A 24,222-nucleotide genomic window follows, 5' to 3' on the forward strand; every position below is an offset into this window, starting at 1 on the left:
GAAAAAGAAAATGCGGGGGTGGAATGAAATGCTATATGAAAACGGCGTAGATAAACTGCTTAGTTTAAACAGAAATATTTCTGAATTATACCGAGAATTAAATGAAATGACCCGGATTTTAACGGAGTGTAATCGAGAAAGCGTGAAATTTGATCGGTTATATGTAAAAGAGTTACTGTGGAAAAAAGAAGATGTGATAGAGAAGTATGATCAATTACTTGTGCAGCTTTGTATGAATGAATGCTTTGATTTAAAAAGTGTAATTACTGGCGAATATAAGTATACATATGAAGAAGTAGAAAGTATTGTTTTACAATTTAATGAAAAGTATAACGTAGCAATTTTAATTAAAGATATTTGTAAAGAATTACAGTTTACATATGGCATTGATATGGACATATCGAGAGCGGCTCGGGTGCAAACATCTCAAGTATAAAAAGGAAAAAGAAAGCAGATCCTTTGCTTTCTTTTTTTATGTAAGAAAAGGGAGAGTAGGTTTAAAGATGAAGGGGAAGTTACAAAATATTCATCCACTTGGCATGACAATTATAATAGGGACATTATTTGCGAGGTTTGCAACTTCAATGAGTATTCCTTTTTTAGCAATTTATTTAACAACTGTTAAAGACGTTTCAGCTGGAATGACGGGTGCTATTATTGGAACGAGTGCGCTTGTTGGAGTGTTTGCTAGTTTTATTGGGGGCAATTTATCGGATCGATTTGGTCGGAAGATGATTATAATATGGTCCATGATTGTTTGGGTGTTTGTATTTATCGGATTTTCAGTTGCAGATCATGTTTTGAGTTTCTTTTTATTAAACGCTTTGAATGGATTATGTCGTTCTTTTTTTGAACCGACATCAAGAGCGTTATTATCAGATTTAACAAAGCCAGAGTATCGGTTACTCGTCTATAACTTACGATATGGTGCAATAAATGTTGGGGTTGCGATTGGACCAATTGTTGGATTACAGCTCGGAAGTGCAAAATCAACAATTCCTTTTTTAGTAGCCGCTGGAGTTTACATTCTATATACAGCTATATTAGCACTGCAATTTAAGAAATATCCACTTAATAAAAAGAAAATGAATACAGAAAATCCTGTTACAATGCTAAATGCAATTCGTATATTGCGAAAGGATGTAGTATTTTTAGTTGCGTTAGTCGGTATTATTTTGAGTAATAGTGGTTTTTCACATTTAACGACGACAGTATCTCAATATTTTGCTAATGCACATATATTTCAGGATGGGGTAAAGTTGTTCTCATATATGCTAGCTTTAAATGCAATTGTAGTAGTGGTTATTCAATACCCTGTCATTCAAATGTGTAAAAAGTATACACCGTTAGCATCAATTATGGTTGGAACGTTATTTGTGAGTGGGGGATTATTTGGATTTGGACTAGTAGAATCTATGTTAGGAGCAGCTATTTGTACCATTATTTTCACATTTGGAGAAGTTTTAATGTTTTCAATGACAGATGTATTTATTGATGAGATCGCTGATTCCAACCTGAAAGGAACATACTTCGGAGCGATGGGCTTTTCAGGAATTGGAGGAGTAATTGGTCCTTGGTTTGGGGGAGTACTACTCGATTATTACGGGTATCAAAATGGGTTTGTAGTATTTTTAGCGCTAGCCCTATTTTCAACTGTAGCATTTCCTGTACTTTTAGTTACAAAAGGTTTATTGAAAAAAAGGTACGATAGAAATTATAATATAGAAATACAAGTGAAATAAAATAAGCCCCAGCAACTTGCTGGGGCTTATTTTTGTATTTACGTTAACTCTCAATTTGAAAAAAGAACCTTCTTTTCATGCTTATTGGCAACTTCATTTTTGGAAATATGAATGGCTAAAAATCCATTCTCTAAGCAGGCTAGCATCTTCTTATAAATGATAGTAGTAGGTAAAGAGATTGTTCGCTGTAAAGAAGTATTTTTATGAAGTATGCATATATTTAGGCCTGTCTCCATCTTTTTAATGCGTACATTTTGTTCAGTCACATTTGGTACATCTGTTTCCAAAATGTATTCTTCCTCTGTTTCACAAAGATCGATATGAATTTCATTTGGAAAACTAAAGTTGCTACAAGTATCAGAACAAAATTGATCCATCCATTCTTCGAAACCATCAACATGAAAAAGACAATCCTTCTTTTTCTTGCCCATGTAAGACACCCTCCGTAAAATATCAATTCATATCATGTTATGCATGAATGAAATAGAGGTGAAGAATAAATGGCAAAATATAAACATTTTATGTCGAATATACACAGTATGTGAATATTTTCTTATTACATATCATGATGCGCATGGTTTTTTTGGCGTGAATGGTTACGATTTTTTACTTTATGAGATCCGCTTAATGGTTCAGGTTGTCCTTTTTTTTCTTTCGATTCACGATTGTTTTTTCCCATTGTATGTGACACCTCCTCTTTCTATTTAGAATGAGAGAAGTTTGTAAATTTATACGAGAATGTTTTTAGAAAAAAGGGTAAAGATAAATGGGACTAACTATTATGGAAAGGGGATTGTATAATGCCATATCATAAAGATAAGCAACAAGCTTTTCAAGCAGCGCAGCAAGGGGTTACACAAGCAGAAAATTCATTTAACAATATCGTGAAAAATGATCCGAACTACGGTCATGATTTAAAAGAGTTACGTCAAGAGGTTCAGGAAGCGTATGAACAAATTCAAAATGCACTAGAAGTAGCTTCGGAAACACAACGTCCACAACTTGAGCAATACGAAAATAATCTTCAAAATATTATGCGAAATGTAGATCAACTAGAAAAGTAAAAGAGGTTGTTGCGTATTCGACAACCTTATTACTTTAACGAACGCTATGTTAAAACAAAAGGTTTTTCTATTAGTTTTTTCTTTACTATGTGCAGTACATATATTTCAAGTGGAAAAAGTGGAAGCGAAAATGTTGCTTAGAAAAGAGCTAGAACCAACTGGCTATGTAACGTGGGAAGTACCTAATAGTGAAAAAATTATCGCAATTACATTTGACGATGGACCTGATCCAACTTATACACCACAAATATTAAATTTATTACGTCAATATAAAGCAGAAGCGACTTTTTTTATGATTGGATTCCGTGTGCAGCGTAATCCATATTTAGTAAAGCAAGTGTTAAAAGAGGGGCATGAAATTGGAAATCATACGATGAATCATTTGTATGCGAGTAATTCATCTGATGAAAAATTAGAAAATGATATTTTAGATGGAAAGAAATACTTTAAAAAATGGGTGAAAGAACCTTTGTTGTTCCGTCCTCCAGGCGGATATATTAACGATGCTGTATTTAAAACAGCTAAAGAAGCTGGTTATCAAACTGTTCTATGGTCGTGGCATCAAGACCCTCGTGATTGGGCGAATCCAGGTACTGAGTCCATTGTAAATCATGTTGTGAAACATGCTAAAAGTGGAGATATTGTACTGTTGCACGATGGAGGAAGTGATCGTAGTCAAACAGTGGCAGCGTTATCGAAAATTTTACCTGAGCTTAAAAAGCAAGGATATCGATTTGTAACGGTTTCGGAGTTATTACGTTATAAGCATTAGAAAAAAACCAAAAGGCAGACATACCTTTTGGTTTTTTTGTTACTGATTCTTTTTACGTTTCTTATTATTTTGTCGCTCTGCTGGAGTTAAAGCCTCATTTGAAAACTCTTCGTTATAACCAGTACCTGGTCCTTGTGCGGATGCAACATTCATTCCTGAAATAGTATGATTTGCTTTTTGTTTACTCATTTTTCTCACCTCTATAATGTTTTTTTATAGATAAAACATGAGTTGTTCATAACATATATGAACGTAAAGTAAAGCGCTGAAAGAGTACTTTACTTTATGGTAATAGTATTCATAAGGAGCATGAACACTATTCAAATTTAGAAATATAAAGAAAACTTATGATAATCCATAAGTTTCTTATTATTTACTTATTTAGAAAGTTGTAATAAGATATTATCGTAAGGTATTGAAAAGTTTGTCTACATTTTATATTCAGACAACTTAGTCACGTTTAACAGGGGGGAAACATAATGGTCAAACATAATCCATTTCAATCACGCGCAACTTTCGAAGTAGATGGAAAAACGTATCATTATTATCAATTGAAAGCGCTTGAAAACGCAGGGGTTGGCAACGTATCTCAATTACCATATTCCGTGAAAGTTTTACTTGAATCTGTACTTCGTCAAGTAGACGGACGCGTAATTACAGAAGAACATGTTACAAATTTAGCGAAATGGGGAACGAAAGATGTTCAAGATATCGATGTTCCATTTAAACCATCTCGTGTAATTTTACAAGACTTCACAGGTGTTCCAGCTGTTGTAGATTTGGCTTCGCTTCGTAAAGCAATGGCAGACATGGGCGGAGATCCTGATAAAATTAATCCAGAAATTACTGTAGACCTTGTAATTGATCACTCTGTACAGGTTGATAGAGCGGGTACGGCAGATGCGCTTGCATTCAACATGGACTTAGAGTTTAAACGTAATGAAGAACGTTATAAATTTTTAAGCTGGGCACAAAAATCATTTGATAACTATCGTGCAGTTCCACCAGCAACAGGTATCGTACACCAAGTAAACCTTGAATATTTAGCACCAGTTGTTCACGCGGTGAAAAATGCTGAAGGCGATTTAGTTGCATACCCAGATTCATTGGTTGGAACAGACTCACATACAACGATGATTAACGGTATCGGCGTTCTTGGATGGGGCGTTGGTGGTATTGAAGCAGAAGCAGGAATGCTTGGACAGCCTTCATACTTCCCAGTACCTGAAGTAATCGGTGTGAAATTAACTGGCACACTTCCAAGTGGTACTACAGCAACTGATGTTGCATTAAAAGTAACACAAGTATTACGTCAAAAAGGTGTAGTTGGTAAATTCGTTGAGTTCTTCGGTGATGGACTAAAGAGCATGCCTTTAGCTGACCGTGCAACAATTTCAAACATGGCACCAGAATACGGTGCAACTTGTGGATTCTTCCCAATTGACGATATTTCATTAGAATACTTACGTTTAACAGGTAGAGATGAAGAACAAATTCGCGTTGTTGAAGAATATTGTAAAGCGAACGGCTTATTCTATACAGCGGGCAGCAAAGATCCAATTTACACTGATCTTGTTGAAATTGATTTAAATACAATTGAATCTAACCTTTCTGGACCGAAACGCCCACAAGATTTAATTCCACTTTCAGATATGAAAGATGCGTTCCACAAAGCTGTTGTAGCACCAGTTGGAACACAAGGACTTGGATTTAATGCGCAAGAGTTCGATAAAGAAGTGAAGGTTACATTAGAAGATAAAGAAGTAACGATGAAAACAGGTGCAATTGCAATCGCTGCAATTACAAGCTGTACAAATACATCAAACCCATACGTATTAATTGGGGCAGGTCTAGTTGCGAAGAAAGCAATTGAAAAAGGGCTTGTAGTACCTGAGTACGTAAAAACATCATTAGCACCAGGATCTAAAGTTGTTACTGAGTACTTAGATAAATCAGGTTTAACAACATATTTAGATCAATTAGGTTTCCAAACAGTTGGTTACGGCTGTACGACTTGTATCGGTAACTCTGGTCCACTAGCAGAGGAATTAGAAGAAGCAATTGCAGCAAACGATTTATTAGTAACATCTGTTTTATCTGGTAACCGTAACTTTGAAGGTCGTATTCACCCGCTTGTAAAAGCAAACTATTTAGCATCACCACCACTTGTTGTGGCATATGCACTTGCAGGTACTGTTGATATTGACCTGAAAAATGATGAAATTGGTAAAGATGCAAATGGCAATGCTGTATACTTCAATGATATTTGGCCATCAGCTAAAGAAATTGAAGATGTAGTTCAAAGTGTTGTTACATCTGAACTGTTCAAGAAAGAATATGCACAAGTATTTAATAGCAATGAGCGTTGGAATGAAATCCAAACTTCAAATGAAGCTTTATATACCTGGGATAATGATTCAACATACATTCAAAACCCACCATTCTTTGAAGGATTATCTAAAGAACCAGGTGAAGTTGAAACATTATCAGGTTTACGCATTGTTGGTAAATTTGGAGATTCTGTAACGACAGACCATATTTCACCAGCAGGTTCAATTGGTAAGCACACACCAGCTGGACGCTACTTATTAGAAAATGGCGTACAACCAGTTGACTTTAACTCTTACGGTTCTCGTCGTGGTAACCATGAAGTTATGATGCGTGGTACATTCGCGAACATCCGTATTAAAAACCAAATCGCACCAGGAACAGAAGGCGGATATACAACATATTGGCCAACTGGTGAAGTAACATCTATCTATGATGCTGCTATGAAATATAAAGAAGATGGCACAGGCCTTCTAGTTGTTGCTGGTAAAGATTACGGTATGGGAAGTTCTCGTGACTGGGCTGCGAAAGGTACAAACTTATTAGGTATTAAAGCAGTAATCGCAGAAAGCTTCGAGCGTATTCACCGTAGTAACTTAGTGTTAATGGGTGTGTTACCACTTCAATTTAAAGATGGCGAAAGCGCTGAAACGTTAGGTCTTGTTGGTAACGAGTCATTTGAAATTCAAATTGACAAAACAGTTAGACCACGCGATCTTGTAAAAGTAGTTGCAACTGATGCAGATGGCAACGAAAAACAATTTGAAGTAGTAGCTCGTTTCGATAGTGAAGTTGAAATTGACTACTACCGTCACGGTGGTATCTTACAAATGGTTCTTCGTGAGAAAATTGAAGAATCTAAAGTGTCGAACTAAATAATTGAAATGAACGAGAAGGAAGCTAACAACTGTTAGCTTCCTTATTTTATGGAAAGGGATGAAACCATTTGGTTTCATCCCTTTCTTTTTACTATAAAAAATGGAGGAAACGTCATGAAAGAATATAAAAGAATATTGTTACCGTTACAGAAAGAAAAATTATTAGTAATAGCAGCTGTATGTAGTGGATGCTTTGCTGCTATTTTAAACTTATTCCGTCCACTATTCATGGGGCTAATTGTAGATAACCTGATTCAGCGGGAGTTAAAAGCTGCGTATGTATATATTGCATTGTTTGCGGGGAGCCGCTTGTTGATGTGGGTGAACAATCTTTCATTTGATTATGTAAGCTCAAAAGCGAGTCAACGAATATTGCGAAAGAAGCGTATATATGTATTGCGTCATTTTTTCTTATTACCATTTGAAGAGAGTGAGAAGATTAAGCAAGGAGAGTTAGAGACGCTAGTTGTGTCTGATATTCCGAATTGGGTCAGATTATATGGTTCTATATTAATAGAATATATACACGCTATTGCGCAATTTATAGGTGCGTTCATAGCACTACAACATATAGATATGAAGTTTATATTGTGGGTAACTCCGTTTTTATTTTTTAGTGCAATGGTTCCGATGTTGATGGGGAAAAAGGTCAGGAATATCGCAAGCATCGCTCAAAACAATCAATCAAGTGTTGTAGAGATGGTGTCGCAGTTTGTAAAAGGCGTACAAGATTTACGTAGTTTGCAAAAAGAAAAGTGGGCCATTCGCTTATTTAAAGGAGTAACAGCACAATCCTATAAAACAGAAGTAAAGAAGACGATGATGCAACACTGTATTGGAGTAGTTGGAACAGTGATTGAAACAGGGGCATATATCGTTGTTCTCATTATAGGCGCGCAGAAAATAATGAAGGGGGAAATGGAAGTTGGCGCACTTGTTGCCGTGTTAGCTACAATTGAAATGCTCTTTTTTCCAGTTCGTTACGTTGGCGATTTATTAATGATGACACAAGTTGCAGCTGCTTCGGCAAATAGAGTTTTTTCTTTTTTAGATAAACGAGGGGCAGATAGTAAGGTAGAAAGAGCGATGGGGATGACGATAACAAATGTTTCATTTCAGGAAAGTGATGGAGAGAAATGCAGAATTCATAATATTGATTTGCAAATTCACCCTGGTGAACTTGTTATTATTGTGGGAGAAAGTGGCGCAGGAAAGACGACGCTTTTAAAATTAATGACAGGTTTGTATAAACCATCTAACGGTAGCATTGTTTATTATGGTAATGAGGCTCGTATGACTACAGTGTGGCAAGAACCTCGTTTCTTTCGGACGACAGTAAAAGAGAATGTGCATTTCGGAGAAGAGTATTTAGAAAATCAATTAGAAAAAAATATTGAACTTGTAAATGTGAAACCGATTATTAGAGATTTATCAGAAGGGATTGAAACTGAACTACATAAAAGCGGTGTAGAATTTTCTGGAGGGGAAAGAAAACGTCTTGCATTATTACGTGCCATTGTTTCAAATCCGAATCTTATTATTTTAGATGAACCAACTGCGGGATTAGATCCGAGCAACCAAGAAACTGTTTGGAATATGATAGAAGGATTAGGAAGAGAGGTCACGAGAATTGTGGTAACACATGATGTCGAGAAAGCGATATTAGCAGATCGTGTTGTCATAATGAAGGAAGGACGTATTGTTGCAGGTGGAAGTCCTGAAAAATTAATAAATAGTCATTCGTTTTTACAAAGATATGAATAAAGATAAGAGCAATGCCCTTATCTTTATTCAGCGTCATTTATTTGATACTCGATAGATTCGGAGTGATTTAGATCAATGTTAAAAGTAGCAGTCATAAGGAAAGTTGTAATTCCAAGGATTACGAAAAGGACGAATGAGACTAGAGAGATGTAGAGACAAATACGCCCTACTTTCTTTTTTTTAAGATCTTTACTAAAGAGTGAAATGATCCATGTAATAATGCCGATTGGGTATAAAAGAAAACTAAGAATATATAATGTTATTTTTTCGAATGAATTCATAAACAATCCCCCTTTTGTTGAAGGTTATATAACTACGAGAGTAAATAGGTAAGTGGGTCAATAAGAAGATAAAATACCTCATCTGTTTTTCTAATTATATGATAAAAAGGAAAAAACCTCACTTTAAATGAGAATATTCTAATTATTTTGACTGTGAATATTTCCAAGCTCGTCCGTATAAGCTAAAATAAGGTATATAGTATTTTGATGAATTTGTTAAAAGTACATAAACACGTTAGGGTGATATAAAATGTGGCGGAAGCTTACGATTATTGTAGTGTTACTTTGTTTAGCGGGATATGCAGCTTATGAACAGTTCGGTAATAAAGATCAGGCGGTACAAGGGAAGCAAGAAAAAAGTGAAGCTGCTATGAAAGAGATGATTGCAAGTAATGGTATTGAAGTAGGAAAGAGTGCACCAAACTTTGAATTAACTAAGTTAGATGGAACGAATGTAAAGCTATCGGATTTAAAAGGAAAGAAAGTTATTTTAAATTTTTGGGCAACGTGGTGTGGGCCTTGTCAGCAAGAAATGCCTGATATGGAGGCTTTCTATAAAGAACATAAAGAAAACGTAGAAATTTTAGCAATAAATTATACGCCTTCAGAAAAAGGTGGGGGAGAAGAAAAAGTAAGCAATTTTGCTAAGGAAAAAGGGATTACTTTTCCTATTTTATTGGACAAGAACATTGATGTGACAACAGCTTATAAAGTAATTACGATCCCAACTTCGTATTTTATAGATACGAAAGGCGTCATTCAGGATAAGTTCATTGGACCGATGACGCAAAAAGAGATGGAAAAACGAATTGCTAAATTAAAATAACGGTGAAAAGGTAGAGGTGGAGAGTTCCCATTTCTGCCTTTTCTTTTTCAAGTAGTAATAACTTCATGATATGATGTAAGAAATATAAACGTTTAGAGATAAAGGAGTGTATGGAGTGGGGAATGTATCCTTACCGTTAGATTATGTTGTAATTGATTTTGAAACAACAGGATTTAACCCTTATAATGATAAAATTATTCAAGTTGCAGCTGTGAAATATCGTAATCATGAACTGGTAGATCAATTTGTTTCATACGTGAATCCAGAGCGTCCGATTCCGAGCCGAATTACGAGTTTAACAGGTATTACAAATTATCGTGTTTCAGATGCACCCACGATTGAAGAAGTTTTACCTTTATTTTTAGCATTTTTACATACAAATGTTATTGTGGCTCATAATGCTTCTTTTGACATGCGCTTTTTGAAAAGTAATGTAAATATGCTTGGGTTTCCTGAACCTAAAAATAAGGTGATTGACACTGTGTTTTTAGCAAAAAAATATATGAAGCACGCACCTAATCATAAACTTGAGACGTTAAAGCGAATGCTTGGAATTCGTCTAAGTTCTCATAATGCATTTGACGACTGTATTACGTGTGCAGCTGTTTATCAAAAATGTACATCTATTGAAGAAAAAGGGAAACGAAAAGTAAATAAGGCTGTGCTTGATGAAACTGCGGTATACGAAGCGGTGAAAGAAATACTTGTCCGCAATAAACGCAATGTAGAATGGCTGCGTTGTATGAACGTAGGAAGTTATTTAGATATAAAAGCTTTTTATCCAGTTATGAGATTAAAAGTAAAAGGACGAAAGAAATACGTATTAACAGAAATAGTAGAAGATGATGTGAAAGAAATATGTACGAGCTTAATATGTGAACCAGCTCTAAAAAGTGAAGTTGGTAATACAAGAGTTATGCTTAATAGCTTAGCGGATGTCTTGAAATTAGAAAGTTATATTTTAGAACAGTATGATTTTGTATTACAAGCACTTGATACGTATAGAGAAAATGAAACGAATGCAGATGAGAAGCTCAAAGAGTATTTAAATGTTATGGTATAAAAAACGCTATGTACAAATTATTGTACATAGCGTTTTTTTTTTTTTTTTAGGAGTACTAAAACATGAAATTTTCTTGCAAATCTGATTAAAGAGTTTTTTGTTTGCTCATACTATGTAGTAAGAATGAGAAAGAGAGAGGGTGAACAGCATGAGAAGAAGTCGCCGCAAATCGTTTGAAGAACTTGTAAATGAAAATAAACAACAATTATTAAGCGATCGTGATGCAATTGATCGCATTGAAGAGCGTATTGAGAAACGTTATGAAATGAAACTTTTTAAGCAAGCTGAATAATTCTTAACACTAGTACGATACTAGTGTTAAGGAGGCGATAGTAATGGGTAATCCGAAAAAGAATTCAAAAGATTTTGCACCGAATCATATTGGAACGCAATCGAAAAAAGCTGGTGGCAATAAAGGAAAACAAATGCAAGACCAAACTGGTAAACAACCGATTGTTGATAACGGTTAAAAGGAGAATGTTATCATTCTTCTTTTTTATGAGGGAATGAAAGACGTTTTGTAACAGTAATATGAAAAAAGGGCTGACAAAAGTCAGCCCTTTTTTGTAATCGTAAAGTTTTCAACGAGTAAACGCCAATTTTGCGGGAATGGTAAACCAATCTTCCAATAACTAATACCACCGATGCCCTGTTCTTTCATTAAATTAAATTTACTTTGTACGGACCGTGAATCTTCAAACCAAACTTCGTGTTGTACGCCGTTTTCGTCAAAGTAATTGAAATGAGGAGCTTGAGCCGTGAAATCATAGCGGATAGGAACATTATATTTACGAGCTAGTGCAACAGCTGCAACAGAGCTGATTGCTTTTGCAGGTGGATTTCCTTGTTTGAACGGAAGTTTCCAATCGAAACCATATAAATTTTGCCCCATCATAATTTTTTGTGGTGGCATTTGAGATTTCGCATATTGAAGTACTTCTTTCACAGGACCAATAGGAGAAATCGCCATCGGTGGCCCGCCTTGCCAACCCCAGTCGTATGTCATAATGACGACGAAATCAACAATTTGTCCTTGTGCTTTATAATCGTGAGCCTCAAAAAATTTCCCTTTTTGATTGGAACTTGTTTTCGGTACAAGCGTTGTACTTAATGTGTACCCGCTAGGTAAGCGTGTTTTCACATTTCGTAAAAAGCGATTGTATGCCTCGCGGTCTTCGGGTGCCACACTCTCGAAATCGAAATGAATGTCTCGCATGCCATATTTTTCAGCTGTTTGCAAAATGTTAGTAATAAACTTGTTTTGGATTGTTGCATCGCGTAAAATAACCGATGTCAGATCGGCACTGAAATTTCCATTTTCAATATTTGTAATAACGAGCATAGGGATGGTTTTACCTTGCGTTGCAATATTAGCGATTTTCGCTGTTTCCGTTGGTTCTTTTAAAGTGCCGTCTCTTTTTGCTTCAAAGCTGAAGTAGGCTAAATATGTTAAAAATGGATTAATAGCACGTGTAGCATTTACTAAACTTTCTTTTATCGGTATTGTTGAAGGCTGTAAATAAGCGATGGATTCTACTGCTCGTTTTGTACCTTTTGGTATATATAATTGTTGTCCGACATGGAGAATAGATTTTAATGAAAGATTATTAACTTTAGCTAAGCTAGCGAGAGGAACGTTATACGTTTGAGAAATTCGATATAAGCTGTCACCAGGCTGTACATAATAATTATTTCCTTTTGTATTAACGATAAGTGCCTGACCAACAACGAGTGTTTCAGCAGGATTTAGTCCATTGTCTTTTACAATTTCTTCAGGTGTAGATCCGTACTTTGATGCTAAACCATAAACACTATCACCGCTACGAACAGTTACAATTTGGATCATGTGTTTGCCCCTTTCGGTAAAAGATTCACTGTTTTTATTTTATTTTTGATTCCACTGTATTATGATTAAATGTATGCAAGGTAGCAGAAGTGAAAGAAGGCGAATAGAAATGTTTGTAGCAGAATATGAAGTTGAAATCCGCTATGCGGAAACAGACCAGATGGGTGTTGTTTACCATTCAAACTATTTAGTGTGGCTGGAACTTGGGCGCACGAAACTTATACAAGAATTAGGATTTTCATATGTTGAAATGGAGAAAGAGGGAATTATTTCTCCTGTATTAGACTTGCAAATTTCATATCGTAAAGCGATGCGTTACGGAGAAAAAGCAATTGTGAAAACGTGGATTGATACTGTGAGCCCGCTTCGTGTTGTATATGGTTATGAAATATATAACGGTGATGGTGAGCTTTGCATTACTGCAAGTACAACGAATATTTGTGCGAAAAAAGAAGGGTTCCGCCCTGTATCATTTAAAAAATTATATCCTGAGTGGTATGCGAAATATGAGGAAATTAAAAAGAAATAAAAAAAGCGTGGCAGAAGCCACGCTTTTTTTATTTCTCATAATTAAATTGAGGGAAATCATCACCGTCGTTAAGTGTAACAGATAAATTATGTCCATCGAAGAACCACTCATCATCGCCTTCAATAAAGAAGTTAATACCTTCTTCTTGAGTTTGAACAGCAGGATGTGCAGGGTCATCTTTACGAATACCTAAAGAAAGTCCTTTTTGCACAGTACTGCAACCGCCGTATTGTACGAAAAGGCGTAGTGTTTCACCTGATTGTAAATTTAATTCGTTTTTATACCATTGTGCTGCTTCTTTTGTTACGGAAAGATTCATGTATAGTTCCTCCAAATTATGTTGCCTTTTCTTTAGTATAAAAAATAACGCAAAAAGACGCTATTAATATGCTTCACGTTTTCTTTTTGCGTTATGTGGGTTACAACCTTATTTTTGCTTTTTTGAGAAGTTTGCTTTCGGTTCAGTTTTATTTATAATTCGTCCGATATTTGCACGGTGTTTATAAATAACCATACCTGCTAATAAACACATCGCAATAATGAAGATTTTATCCCCGCTAACAATGGATGCAATAACAGCAACGACAGCTGTTACCATAGAAGAAAGTGATACGTATCTTGTTGTAAATAAAAGGGTGAAAAATACAACAGCTAATATTGCAAAAACAACTGGTGAGTAGCATAATAGCACCCCGGCAGAAGTTGCAACTGCTTTACCACCACGGAATTTTGCAAAAATCGGATATACATGTCCAAGAACAGCTGCTAATCCGAACCATAGTGGGTGAATATCTAATCCGAAAATTATCGGTAGACCTGTTGCTAATGTCCCTTTTAAAATGTCAGCAATTGTAACGGTAAAACCTGCTTTTTTCCCTAATGTGCGGAATGTATTTGTTCCGCCTAAATTACCGCTTCCGTGCTCACGAATGTCGATTCCATAGCCGATTTTTCCAACGACTAATGCAAATGGAATCGAGCCAAGTAAGTAGGCAACGATAAATAAAAGATATGTAGTAACCATAAGTTCAGTCTCCTTTATTCAAATGTGTTGATAAAGGGTAAAAAGAGTTTTTCCCGTTTATTGTACCATACATTTGTAAAGAGCACATTTCTTTTTTGTAAATGAAAAATTCATTATTTCGTGAAAAAAAATTCACAGGAATGTTACATTTCTCACAGAAACAACAAGACTATATGTTGTAACATTTTAATCAAAAGATAACAACATATTGATGGAGGGTTATAAATGTTACAACGAAATACACGTGGAGAAGAATTAATGAAAGTGTTTGGGACAATTGTCCACGGCAATGAACAAGATTTAATGCAAGAGAATGCAAATGTAGATGGGCGCTCTCCGATGGGAGTAATGGGAACGTTCGCATCTGAGAGTGCAAAATATTATGCAGTTGAAAATTTATTGTCAGACCAAGTGAAAAAAGCGATAAATGAAAATATATTATATCCACATGATTTAGATTTTTATGCGACAGGAACGACGACTTGTTCGCAAATTCCGTTAGCGCAAATGCTTGCGAACGGTTTTCATACCGGACATGGGCATATGAGACAACCGCAGGATATTAAAAGTGCATTGGCTCTTTCGTCTATTATTTTTCAGGCGAATCAAAATATGCAGCACGGTGGTCAATCGTTTGCACTCTTTGATATTGATTTAGCTCCATATGTGAGAAAAACAGTAGCGAGACATAAGAAACGATTACAGTCATATTCGCTTACGAAAGAACAAATAGAAGAATTTGCATGGAAAGAAACAGAAAATGATACGTATCAGGCGTGTGAAGCTTTCGTTCATAATTCAAATAGTATGCACAGTAGGGGCGGGGGACAAGTACCGTTTATTTCTATTAATTATGGAACAGACACATCAAAAGAGGGACGGTTATTAGTTAGACAACTTTTAAAAGCGACACAAGCTGGTCTTGGTAAAGGAGAAACACCAATTTTTCCGATTCAAATTTTTAAAATGAAAAAAGGTGTGAACTTTGAAGAATGTGATCCGAACCATGATTTATTTGAATTAGCGTTAGAGACAACGGCTGAACGATTATTCCCTAACTTTTCATTTTTAGATGCGCCATTTAATGCAGTGCATTATGACGGACGACCGGAAAGTGAAGTATGTTATATGGGATGTCGTACCCGTGTCATGTCTAACATACATGGAGAAGAAACAGCGATTGGGAGAGGAAATTTATCATTTACGTCTATCAACTTAGTGAAATTAGCGTTAATTAGTGGTTCAAAAGAAGCATTTTTTGAAGCGTTAAATTATTACTTAGATTTAGGGATTAAGCAATTATTAGAGAGATTTGAGTATCAATGTACGAAGCGAGCAAGAGATTTTCGATTTTTATATTCACAAGGTGTATGGCGCGGTGGAGAGAAGTTACAGCCTGAAGATTCTGTAGCATCCATTTTAAAGCAAGGGACGTTAAGTCTTGGTTTTATCGGTCTTGCGGAGTGCTTAGTAGCTTTAACAGGAAAGCATCATGGAGAAGATGAAGAATCATGGAAACTCGGGTATGAAATCATTTCCTTTATGAGAGATAGAATGGATAAAGCAACGGAAGAACATGAACTGAATTTCTCAGTAATTGCAACTCCTGCAGAAGGGTTATCAGGGAAGTTTGTGAAAAAAGATAGAGAAGAATTTGGGGTGATTAGCGGTATAACGAACCATAATTATTATACGAATTCATTCCATATCCCAGTTTACTATAGTATTCAAGCGATAAATAAAATTCGTTTAGAAGGACCTTTCCATGCTCTATGTAACGGGGGACATATTACGTATATTGAGCTAGACGGAGCAGCGATGCATAATCAAAAGGCGTTAAAACAAATTGTACAAGCGATGGCAGAGCATGGCGTTGGGTACGGTTCAATTAATCATCCTGTTGATCGTTGTACATGCTGCAGCTATCACGGAGTTATTGGAAATGAATGTCCAAGCTGCGGAAATGAAGACGAGACCAATATAGAAAGAATTCGCCGTATAACTGGCTATCTTGTGGGAGATATGTCGAAGTGGAATAGTGCGAAACGTAGCGAAGAGATGGATCGGGTGAAGCATAAATGAAAGTGATGAATATCATTCATGATAGTGTAGTAGATGGAGAAGGGTTGCGGACAGTCGTGTTTTTTGCGGGCTGTCCGCATCGTTGTTTCGGGTGTCATAACCCGAAATCTTGGAATATTTGCAATGGAACTGAAATGACGGTAGAAGAAGTTGTGAAAGAGATTGCAAGTAATCCATTAACTGATGTAACATTTTCAGGTGGAGATCCGTTTTTTCAAGCTGTTGAAGTGAAAAAAGTAGCAAAAGCCGTGAAAGATTTGAAAAAAAATCTATGGATGTATACAGGTTATACGTTAGAAGAGATACAGAGTTCTCAAAATAATGATATGATAGAGTTGTTACACTATGGGGATGTTTTAGTCGATGGAAGATTTGAAATCGAGAAAAGAGATTTAACACTTCCATTTCGCGGAAGCTCCAATCAACGTATTATTCGATTGAAAGAGTAAAAAGGCGGGATAGATTATATGAATAAAACAGTATTACTTGTTGAAGACGAAAGAAGATTACGTGAAATTGTTAGTGATTATTTTCGTAATGAAGGCTTTGAAGTGATTGAAGCAGAAGATGGAAAAAAAGCGCTAGAGTTATTTGCAGAGCATGAAATTGATTTAATTATGTTAGATATTATGTTACCAGAAATAGATGGATGGTCTGTTTGTAGACGAATTAGAAAAGAATCAGCAGTACCAATTATTATGCTAACAGCACGTTCGGATGAGGATGATACATTGCTAGGTTTCGAATTAGGTGCAGACGAGTATGTAACGAAACCATTTAGCCCGAAAGTGTTAGTAGCTCGCGCGAAGACGTTATTGAAACGTGCGGATGGTGCGGTAGGAGTAGCGGAGGAAAATGCTATGTCTTTAGCCGGAATAGAAGTGAATCGTCTATCTAGAACTGTTTTAGTAGATGGAGAAGAAATTATATTGACGCATAAAGAATTTGAACTTCTTGTTTATTTAATGGAGAACAAAGGAATTGTGTTGTCACGTCAACATTTATTAGATCAGTTATGGGGATATGATTACTACGGTGATGACCGAACGGTTGATACGCATATTAAAAAATTGCGAAATAAGCTAGGAGATAAAGCGAAGCATATCGGTACTGTTATTCGAGTTGGTTATAAATTCGAAGAATAATCTGGAATGACTTGTGCACTTTAGCCTGGGAATTTAGCAATTTTATATCCTCTTTTTGAAGGTAGAATGTTCAAAAAATAATTTTCTTGTCTACAATGGTAGATAGGAGTATTTTTTTAATTGGATTTCACGATGAGTTCACAAGAAGGACACAAAACGTGACTATACTGAAAATACGAATTCACCAGAGAGGGGAAATAAAAATGGGATATTACGACGGACCAAATTTGAATGAAGAGCATAGTGAAACGAGAGAAGTGAAAAAATCAGGAAGTAAAAAAGGTTATTTCTTCACAGGTTTAGTGGGAGCTGTAGTCGGAGCGGTTTCGATTAGTTTTGCAGCACCTTATATGCCATGGGTGCAAAATAATGGAGCGGCAGTTTCATCATTCAATTCTAATAAACAAGTAGAAGGTACTGTAGTTCCTGTTGTCAATAAATCAAAAAACGAAACTGATTTGCCAGGTATGGTTGAAGGTGCGAAAGATGTTGTTGTAGGTGTTATTAATATGCAACAAAGTGTCGATCCATTTGCAATGCAACCGACAGGTCAAGAACAACAAGCTGGTTCAGGATCAGGTGTTATTTATAAAAAAGCAGGAAATAAAGCATATATCGTAACGAACAACCACGTAGTAGATGGAGCGAATAAACTTGCTGTGAAACTAAGTGATGGAAAGCAAGTTGATGCAAAACTAGTTGGTAAGGATCCTTGGTTAGACTTAGCTGTTGTTGAAATTGACGGATCTAATGTAAATAAAGTTGCAAGTCTAGGTGATTCCAGTAAACTTCGTGCTGGTGAAAAAGCGATTGCAATTGGAAACCCACTTGGATTTGATGGCAGTGTAACGGAAGGTATAATCAGTAGTAAAGAACGCGAAATTCCAGTTGATATTGATGGGGACAAACGCCCAGATTGGCAAGCACAAGTTATTCAAACAGATGCAGCGATTAACCCTGGTAATAGTGGTGGTGCATTATTTAACCAAAACGGTGAAGTAATCGGTATTAATTCGAGTAAAATTGCGCAGCAAGAAGTTGAAGGAATCGGATTTGCAATTCCGATTAATATTGCAAAACCAGTCATCGAATCGCTTGAAAAAGATGGAGTAGTGAAACGTCCAGCGCTTGGAGTAGGTGTCGTTTCATTAGAAGATGTGCAAACTTATGCAGTAAATCAGCTGAAAGTGCCAAAAGAAGTAACAAATGGCGTTGTATTAGGTAAAATCTATCCAATATCACCGGCAGAAAAAGCAGGTTTAGAGCAATATGATCTTGTAGTAGCATTAGATAATCAAAAGGTAGAGAATGCTCTTCAATTCCGTAAATATTTATATGAAAAGAAAAAAGTTGGCGAGAAAGTAGAAGTTACATTCTATCGCAATGGTCAAAAAATGACGAAATCAGCTACGTTAGCAGATAATTCAGCTACTAAGAATCAATAATCGGAATAAAAGAAAGTCTCTTTCATGTTGAAAGAGACTTTCTTTATCGGATATACTAAAGGAATAGGAGGGACTAATTATGACAATTGAAAACCCAACTCGTACGGAAATTGGTGAAGTATTGAAGAAAAGTAAAACGATTGCGGTTGTTGGATTATCAGATAAACCAGAACGTACATCGTATATGGTTTCAAAAGCGATGCAAGATGCAGGGTACCGCATTATACCGGTAAATCCAACAGTTGATGAAGTACTTGGAGAAAAGGCAGTTCCTTCACTGGCGGATATTAAAGAACATGTTGATATCGTAAACGTATTCCGCCGTTCAGAATTTTTAATGGGTGTTGCGAAAGAGTTTGTAGAGATTGATGCAGATGTTTTTTGGGCACAACTAGGAGTACAAGATGAAGATACGTATAAACTTTTAAAAGAAAAAGACTATACTGTAATAATGGACCGTTGTATTAAAGTAGAACATGCGATGACAAAATAGTATAGATTTTAAAGATAGAAAGATTGATTCAGCCCTCGTTATAGATAAGTAGGGCCGATGAACGAGGTGTTCATCATGAGATTTTTTAAAGGCTGTTTTTGGGGATTGTTACTTGTTATCCCGTTTTGGATATTGATCATTTGGATCATGATAAAGGTTTGGAATGTGTAATCTTGGAATACATATCCATTTCTCGTTGACAAACGATTATTTTTCTGAAATAGTAGCCTAGAGGAATCCTTGTGAAAAAACAAGGATTTTTCTATTGAAAATGGTATATAAAAGAGATAAGATAACTTGCCAAAACTATAGTCGAGGCGTTATTCTATAATAGAAACATATGTTCTGATTTGATTAGGAAAGGGGCAAGGAGTTTGGCGAAGCATCAGTTCCAATACAATGAAGATGCAATTCAAGTGTTAGAAGGACTTGAAGCCGTTCGAAAACGCCCGGGTATGTATATCGGGAGTACGGATAGCCGTGGATTGCATCATTTAGTATATGAAATAGTAGATAACTCCGTTGACGAAGCGTTAGCGGGATTTGGCGACGAAATTTCTGTCGTAATACATAAAGATAATAGTATTAGCGTTATTGATAAAGGGCGAGGAATGCCTACGGGAATGCATAAACTTGGGAAACCTACACCTGAAGTTATTTTAACTGTACTTCATGCAGGTGGTAAGTTTGGTCAAGGTGGCTATAAAACGAGTGGTGGTTTACATGGTGTTGGGGCATCAGTTGTAAACGCCTTGTCAGAATGGTTAGTAGTAACAATTAAACGTGATGGTAACATTTATGAACAACGCTTTGAAAATGGTGGCGTTCCTGCAACGACGTTAGAGAAAATCGGGAAAACAAAAGAGTCTGGTACGACAATGCACTTCAAACCAGATACAACGATTTTCAGTACGACAAATTACAATTATGAAACATTATGTGAGAGATTACGTGAATCTGCATTCTTATTAAAAGGAATGAAAATCTCGATAAAAGACGAACGTAATGATTTAGAAGATATATTTCATTATGAAACAGGAATTGAAGCTTTCGTTTCATACTTAAACGAAGAAAAAGATTCAATTCATCCAGTTGTATATTTCACTGGTGAACAAAATGGGATTGAAGCAGAACTAGCATTCCAGTTTAATGATGGTTACTCAGAAAATATTCTTTCGTTTGTAAACAACGTACGTACAAAAGATGGTGGAACACACGAAGCTGGATTTAAAACAGCGATGACACGTGTGTTTAATGAGTATGCTCGTAAAGTTTCATTATTAAAAGAAAAAGATAAAAACTTAGAAGGTACAGATATTCGTGAAGGTGTAGCGGCTATCGTTTCTGTACGTGTACCAGAAGAAGTACTGCAGTTTGAAGGACAAACGAAAGGGAAACTGGGTACAAGTGAAGCTCGTTCTTCTATTGATGCAATTGTATCAGAGCATTTAGCTTACTTTTTAGAAGAAAACCCGGATGTAGCTACACTTCTTGTAAGAAAGGCAGTTAAAGCAGCGCAAGCACGTGAGGCTGCTCGTAAAGCGAGAGAAGAAGCACGTAGTGGTAAGAAAAAGAAAAAATCAGAAGGTACTTTAAGCGGGAAGTTAACACCTGCACAATCACGTAACCCTCAAAAAAACGAATTGTATTTAGTAGAGGGTGACTCGGCCGGCGGTTCAGCAAAGCAAGGGCGAGATCGTCGTTTTCAAGCGGTACTACCGTTGCGTGGTAAAGTAATTAACACGGAGAAAGCAAAGCTTGCTGATATTTTTAAGAATGAAGAGATTAATACAATTATTTATGCAATTGGCGGCGGAGTAGGAAATGAATTCGCTGTTGAAGATATTAACTACGATAAAGTTGTTATTATGACCGATGCAGATACGGATGGAGCTCATATTCAAGTATTGTTATTAACTTTCTTCTACAGATATATGAAACCACTTATCGAAGCTGGTAAAGTATTTATTGCACTTCCACCTTTATATAAAGTAAGTAAAGGGAAAGGGAAAAGTGAAGTAATTGAATATGCATGGTCTGATGAAGAATTAGATGGTGTAACGAAAAAGGTCGGTAAAGGTTATATGTTGCAGCGCTATAAAGGACTTGGTGAAATGAATGCAGATCAGTTATGGGAAACGACGATGAACCCTGAAACGCGTACATTAATCCGAGTGAAAATTGATGATGCAGCAAGAGCAGAGCGCCGCGTTACGACATTAATGGGTGATAAAGTAGAACCGCGCCGTAAATGGATTGAGCGTAATGTACAATTTGGTATGCAAGAAGAAGGAAATATTTTAGAAAACGAAATGATTATGGAGACGGAGGTGGAATAACATGCAGGCAGAGAAGTTTCATGACCTCCCGCTTGAAGACGTGTTAGGTGACCGCTTTGCACGTTATAGTAAATATATAATTCAAGACCGCGCGCTTCCAGATGCGCGTGACGGTTTAAAGCCAGTACAAAGACGTATATTATATTCTATGTATGTAGAAGGAAACGTACATGATAAAGCGTTTCGTAAATCAGCTAAAACAGTTGGTAACGTTATTGGTAATTACCATCCACATGGTGATTCCTCTGTATATGAGGCGATGGTACGTTTAAGTCAAACTTGGAAAGTACGTAATGTTTTAGTTGAAATGCATGGTAATAATGGTAGTGTTGATGGTGATCCAGCAGCGGCAATGCGTTATACAGAAGCCCGTTTATCACCAATCGCATCAGAGTTATTACGTGATCTCGATAAAGAAACAGTAGAATTCGTTTCAAACTTTGATGATACGAGTGAAGAACCAGTTGTATTACCTGCAATGTTCCCGAACTTATTAGTGAACGGTTCTACAGGGATTTCTGCTGGTTATGCAACAGAAATTCCACCGCATCATCTTGGAGAAGTAATTGATGCTACAATGATGCGTATCGATCAACCGAATAGTTCTGTGGATGACTTGTTAGCGGTTATTAAAGGACCAGATTTCCCTACAGGTGGTATTATTCAAGGGATAGATGGCATTAAAAAAGCATATGAAACAGGTAAAGGTAAAATTATTATTCGCGGAAAAGCAGAGGTTGAAACGATTCGTGGTGGAAAGCAACAAATCGTTATTACAGAAATTCCGTATGAAGTAAATAAAGCAAATCTTGTTAAAAAAATGGATGAATTACGTCTAGATAAAAAATTAGATGGCATTGCTGAAGTGCGTGATGAAACAGATCGTACAGGTCTCCGCATCGTTGTAGAATTAAAAAAAGAAGCAAATGCTGAAGGTATTTTAAACTATTTATATAAAAATACAGATTTACAAATTCCATATAACTTTAATATGGTAGCGATAAATAATCGTCGTCCAACACTTATGACATTACCTAAAATTTTGGATGCGTATATTGGCCATCAAAAAGAAGTTGTTACGAGACGCTCACAATATGAATTAAGAAAAGCAGAAAATCGCCAACATATTGTAGAAGGTTTAAAGAAAGCATTATCAATTTTAGATGAAGTGATTGAAACGATTCGAGGGTCTAAAGATAAACGTAATGCGAAAGATAATTTAAGCGCACGATTTGGATTTACAGAAGCTCAGTCAGAAGCAATTGTTTCACTGCAACTATATCGTTTAACGAATACGGATATTACTGCGCTAGAGCAAGAAGCAGCTGAACTTAATAAGAAAATTATAGAGTTACAGGCGATTTTACAAAGTGAAAAAAGACTTCTTCAAGTTATTAAAACAGATTTGAAGAGAGTAAAGAAAACATATAGTGATGATCGTCGTGCGATAATTGAAGAGGAAATTGAAGAAATTAAAATCGATGTGGAAGTTATGATTCCGCAAGAAGATGTCATCGTTACTGTAACGAAAGAAGGATATGTGAAACGAACTGGTTGGCGTTCGCATAATGCATCGAACGGGAAAGACTTCGGTATGAAAGAGGGTGACATCTTACTTGAGCGTTTCGATACCAACACGACAGAAACCGTTCTTTTATTTACGAACAAAGGAAATTATATTTATCTTCCTGTATATGAAATGCCGGAAATTCGTTGGAAAGATTTAGGTCAGCACGTTGCAAATATTGTTTCACTTGACCGAGATGAAACAATTATTTGGGCAACTGTCATACCGAACTTTGAGGAAGAAAAACGATTTATCGTATTTGTAACGCGGAATGGTATGATTAAGAAGACGGAATTAAATCAATATAAAGTTCAGCGCTATTCAAGGGCATTCGTTGCTGTAAACTTGAAAAAAGATGATGAAGTTGTTGATATATTTGCGACAGATGGAACGAGTGATATCGTTCTTGCGACACATGGTGCATATGCACTGATTTTCCATGAAGATGAAGTAAGTCCAGTTGGTGTAAGAGCTGCTGGTGTAAAAGCGATTAATTTAAAAGAAGATGACTATGTCGCTTCTGGTAAACCGTTAAATGGTGACAAAGATCAACTTATTCTCGTAACGCAACGCGGTGCTATAAAGCGTTTAAAAGCATCAGAAATTGAAAAGTCAACGAGAGCGAAGCGAGGTCTTGTTATTTTCAAAGAGTTAAAACGTAATCCATACCGTATTGTAGGTATTGAAATTGTACGAGACGATGAACTAGTTTACATGAAGACAGAGAAAAATATTGTAGAAGAGGTTGATCCGAAAGCGTATCGAAACAAAGACCGGTATAGTAATGGTAGTTTAGTACTAGATGTTAATGATACTGGTGAAGTAGTAGAAACGTGGACGAAGAAAAGACCGGAATAAAGGAAGCATCTTGCTATGAATAATAGCGAGATGCTTTTTTCTAAGCGAATTATTATGTATATGAAAATAATCTTGTTATAATAGTGAAATGAAATCGTTCTCATAAAGTGAAACTTTAATCAGTGAGGGGCTTTATTCCCTACTGATTATTAGTTGAACTAATCGGGCTTTTACGG

The 24,222-nt window shown here is 36.2% G+C and carries 25 protein-coding genes; 18 read left to right on the forward strand and 7 right to left on the reverse strand.

What is annotated here, in order from left to right:
• Nucleotides 1-28 precede the first annotated feature (28 nt).
• Both A6J74_RS26960 and A6J74_RS26965 read left to right on the forward strand, forming a co-directional pair.
• The gene (locus tag A6J74_RS26960) at nucleotides 29-436 is read left to right on the forward strand and encodes a hypothetical protein (RefSeq protein ID WP_000965132.1); all 408 of its coding nucleotides are present in this window, start codon (nucleotides 29-31) and stop codon (nucleotides 434-436) included.
• A 67-nt stretch (nucleotides 437-503) separates the two neighbouring features.
• Nucleotides 504-1,742 (forward strand): MDR family MFS transporter, encoded by a 1,239-nt coding sequence (locus A6J74_RS26965; RefSeq protein WP_000676818.1) that lies wholly within the window; start codon nucleotides 504-506, stop codon nucleotides 1,740-1,742.
• A gap of 50 nt (nucleotides 1,743-1,792) precedes the next feature.
• On the opposite strand, the gene A6J74_RS26970 is transcribed toward A6J74_RS26965, so the two are convergent.
• Nucleotides 1,793-2,173, reverse strand: a complete 381-nt coding sequence (locus A6J74_RS26970; RefSeq protein ID WP_000516750.1) for an Hsp20/alpha crystallin family protein — start codon at nucleotides 2,171-2,173, stop codon at nucleotides 1,793-1,795.
• 125 nt (nucleotides 2,174-2,298) lie between these two features.
• Nucleotides 2,299-2,421, reverse strand: a complete 123-nt coding sequence (locus A6J74_RS26975) for a small acid-soluble spore protein P (RefSeq protein ID WP_000517651.1) — start codon at nucleotides 2,419-2,421, stop codon at nucleotides 2,299-2,301.
• A 121-nt stretch (nucleotides 2,422-2,542) separates the two neighbouring features.
• On the opposite strand from A6J74_RS26975, the gene A6J74_RS26980 reads away from it, so the two are divergent.
• Together A6J74_RS26980 and pdaB are read left to right on the forward strand one after the other, a co-directional pair.
• Nucleotides 2,543-2,806 carry a hypothetical protein gene (locus A6J74_RS26980; protein WP_001146300.1) on the forward strand — a complete coding sequence of 88 codons (264 nt, stop codon included), beginning with the start codon at nucleotides 2,543-2,545 and terminating at the stop codon, nucleotides 2,804-2,806.
• A gap of 46 nt (nucleotides 2,807-2,852) precedes the next feature.
• Nucleotides 2,853-3,578 carry a polysaccharide deacetylase family sporulation protein PdaB gene (gene pdaB, locus A6J74_RS26985; RefSeq protein ID WP_002039311.1) on the forward strand — a complete coding sequence of 242 codons (726 nt, stop codon included), beginning with the start codon at nucleotides 2,853-2,855 and terminating at the stop codon, nucleotides 3,576-3,578.
• Between the two features lie 39 nt (nucleotides 3,579-3,617).
• Here pdaB and sspO read toward each other — a convergent pair whose 3' ends face one another.
• Complete coding sequence (gene sspO, locus A6J74_RS26990; protein WP_000043209.1) at nucleotides 3,618-3,767, reverse strand: small acid-soluble spore protein SspO; 150 nt, start codon at nucleotides 3,765-3,767, stop codon at nucleotides 3,618-3,620.
• A gap of 290 nt (nucleotides 3,768-4,057) precedes the next feature.
• Here sspO and acnA point away from each other — a divergent pair, with 290 nt between their 5' ends.
• Both acnA and A6J74_RS27000 read left to right on the forward strand, forming a co-directional pair.
• Nucleotides 4,058-6,781: an aconitate hydratase AcnA gene (gene acnA / locus A6J74_RS26995; RefSeq protein WP_000238588.1), complete on the forward strand. Its 2,724-nt coding sequence runs from the start codon at nucleotides 4,058-4,060 to the stop codon at nucleotides 6,779-6,781.
• A gap of 117 nt (nucleotides 6,782-6,898) precedes the next feature.
• Entirely contained in the window at nucleotides 6,899-8,548 is a 1,650-nt protein-coding gene (locus A6J74_RS27000; protein WP_000666371.1) for an ABC transporter ATP-binding protein, read from the forward strand.
• A 23-nt stretch (nucleotides 8,549-8,571) separates the two neighbouring features.
• Here A6J74_RS27000 and A6J74_RS27005 read toward each other — a convergent pair whose 3' ends face one another.
• Nucleotides 8,572-8,829, reverse strand: coding sequence for a hypothetical protein (locus A6J74_RS27005; RefSeq protein WP_001083872.1), 258 nt, complete (start codon nucleotides 8,827-8,829; stop codon nucleotides 8,572-8,574).
• A 250-nt stretch (nucleotides 8,830-9,079) separates the two neighbouring features.
• Between A6J74_RS27005 and A6J74_RS27010 the strand changes: the two genes are divergently transcribed.
• From A6J74_RS27010 to sspN, 4 genes are all read left to right on the forward strand, one after another.
• Nucleotides 9,080-9,655, forward strand: a complete 576-nt coding sequence (locus A6J74_RS27010) for a redoxin domain-containing protein (RefSeq protein WP_000269081.1) — start codon at nucleotides 9,080-9,082, stop codon at nucleotides 9,653-9,655.
• A 115-nt stretch (nucleotides 9,656-9,770) separates the two neighbouring features.
• Nucleotides 9,771-10,718: a 3'-5' exonuclease gene (locus tag A6J74_RS27015; RefSeq protein WP_000528769.1), complete on the forward strand. Its 948-nt coding sequence runs from the start codon at nucleotides 9,771-9,773 to the stop codon at nucleotides 10,716-10,718.
• Between the two features lie 148 nt (nucleotides 10,719-10,866).
• Complete coding sequence (locus A6J74_RS27020) at nucleotides 10,867-11,010, forward strand: FbpB family small basic protein (protein ID WP_001254699.1); 144 nt, start codon at nucleotides 10,867-10,869, stop codon at nucleotides 11,008-11,010.
• Between the two features lie 43 nt (nucleotides 11,011-11,053).
• Nucleotides 11,054-11,188 (forward strand): acid-soluble spore protein SspN, encoded by a 135-nt coding sequence (gene sspN, locus A6J74_RS27025; RefSeq protein WP_000527987.1) that lies wholly within the window; start codon nucleotides 11,054-11,056, stop codon nucleotides 11,186-11,188.
• Nucleotides 11,189-11,271: 83 nt separating this feature from the next.
• Here sspN and A6J74_RS27030 read toward each other — a convergent pair whose 3' ends face one another.
• On the reverse strand, nucleotides 11,272-12,564 hold the full coding sequence (locus A6J74_RS27030) for a glycoside hydrolase family 18 protein (protein ID WP_000614830.1): 1,293 nt from the start codon (nucleotides 12,562-12,564) through the stop codon (nucleotides 11,272-11,274).
• Between the two features lie 109 nt (nucleotides 12,565-12,673).
• On the opposite strand from A6J74_RS27030, the gene A6J74_RS27035 reads away from it, so the two are divergent.
• Nucleotides 12,674-13,093, forward strand: coding sequence for an acyl-CoA thioesterase (locus tag A6J74_RS27035; protein WP_000495823.1), 420 nt, complete (start codon nucleotides 12,674-12,676; stop codon nucleotides 13,091-13,093).
• A 28-nt stretch (nucleotides 13,094-13,121) separates the two neighbouring features.
• On the opposite strand, the gene A6J74_RS27040 is transcribed toward A6J74_RS27035, so the two are convergent.
• Together A6J74_RS27040 and plsY are read right to left on the reverse strand one after the other, a co-directional pair.
• A complete protein-coding gene (locus A6J74_RS27040) occupies nucleotides 13,122-13,412 on the reverse strand; it encodes a HesB/YadR/YfhF family protein (protein ID WP_001054451.1) in 291 nt (96 codons plus the stop codon).
• Between the two features lie 108 nt (nucleotides 13,413-13,520).
• The gene (plsY, locus tag A6J74_RS27045; protein WP_000258971.1) at nucleotides 13,521-14,117 is read right to left on the reverse strand and encodes a glycerol-3-phosphate 1-O-acyltransferase PlsY; all 597 of its coding nucleotides are present in this window, start codon (nucleotides 14,115-14,117) and stop codon (nucleotides 13,521-13,523) included.
• Nucleotides 14,118-14,342: 225 nt separating this feature from the next.
• On the opposite strand from plsY, the gene A6J74_RS27050 reads away from it, so the two are divergent.
• From A6J74_RS27050 to parC, 7 genes are all read left to right on the forward strand, one after another.
• Entirely contained in the window at nucleotides 14,343-16,199 is a 1,857-nt protein-coding gene (locus A6J74_RS27050; RefSeq protein ID WP_000941742.1) for an anaerobic ribonucleoside triphosphate reductase, read from the forward strand.
• Entirely contained in the window at nucleotides 16,196-16,648 is a 453-nt protein-coding gene (nrdG, locus tag A6J74_RS27055) for an anaerobic ribonucleoside-triphosphate reductase activating protein (protein ID WP_000867069.1), read from the forward strand. The genes A6J74_RS27050 and nrdG overlap by 4 nt, the downstream gene beginning before the upstream one ends.
• An 18-nt stretch (nucleotides 16,649-16,666) precedes the next feature.
• Nucleotides 16,667-17,344 (forward strand): response regulator transcription factor, encoded by a 678-nt coding sequence (locus A6J74_RS27060; RefSeq protein ID WP_001044679.1) that lies wholly within the window; start codon nucleotides 16,667-16,669, stop codon nucleotides 17,342-17,344.
• A gap of 203 nt (nucleotides 17,345-17,547) precedes the next feature.
• Nucleotides 17,548-18,789 carry a S1C family serine protease gene (locus A6J74_RS27065; protein WP_000542629.1) on the forward strand — a complete coding sequence of 414 codons (1,242 nt, stop codon included), beginning with the start codon at nucleotides 17,548-17,550 and terminating at the stop codon, nucleotides 18,787-18,789.
• A gap of 79 nt (nucleotides 18,790-18,868) precedes the next feature.
• Complete coding sequence (locus tag A6J74_RS27070; RefSeq protein ID WP_000151385.1) at nucleotides 18,869-19,282, forward strand: CoA-binding protein; 414 nt, start codon at nucleotides 18,869-18,871, stop codon at nucleotides 19,280-19,282.
• A gap of 374 nt (nucleotides 19,283-19,656) precedes the next feature.
• Nucleotides 19,657-21,621 carry a DNA topoisomerase IV subunit B gene (gene parE / locus A6J74_RS27080; protein WP_001062195.1) on the forward strand — a complete coding sequence of 655 codons (1,965 nt, stop codon included), beginning with the start codon at nucleotides 19,657-19,659 and terminating at the stop codon, nucleotides 21,619-21,621.
• 1 nt (nucleotide 21,622) lies between these two features.
• Nucleotides 21,623-24,046: a DNA topoisomerase IV subunit A gene (gene parC / locus A6J74_RS27085; protein ID WP_001147488.1), complete on the forward strand. Its 2,424-nt coding sequence runs from the start codon at nucleotides 21,623-21,625 to the stop codon at nucleotides 24,044-24,046.
• Nucleotides 24,047-24,222: the final 176 nt, after the last annotated feature.

This window comes from Bacillus sp. FDAARGOS_235 (assembly GCF_002073415.2).
Taxonomy (GTDB): domain Bacteria; phylum Bacillota; class Bacilli; order Bacillales; family Bacillaceae_G; genus Bacillus_A; species Bacillus_A toyonensis.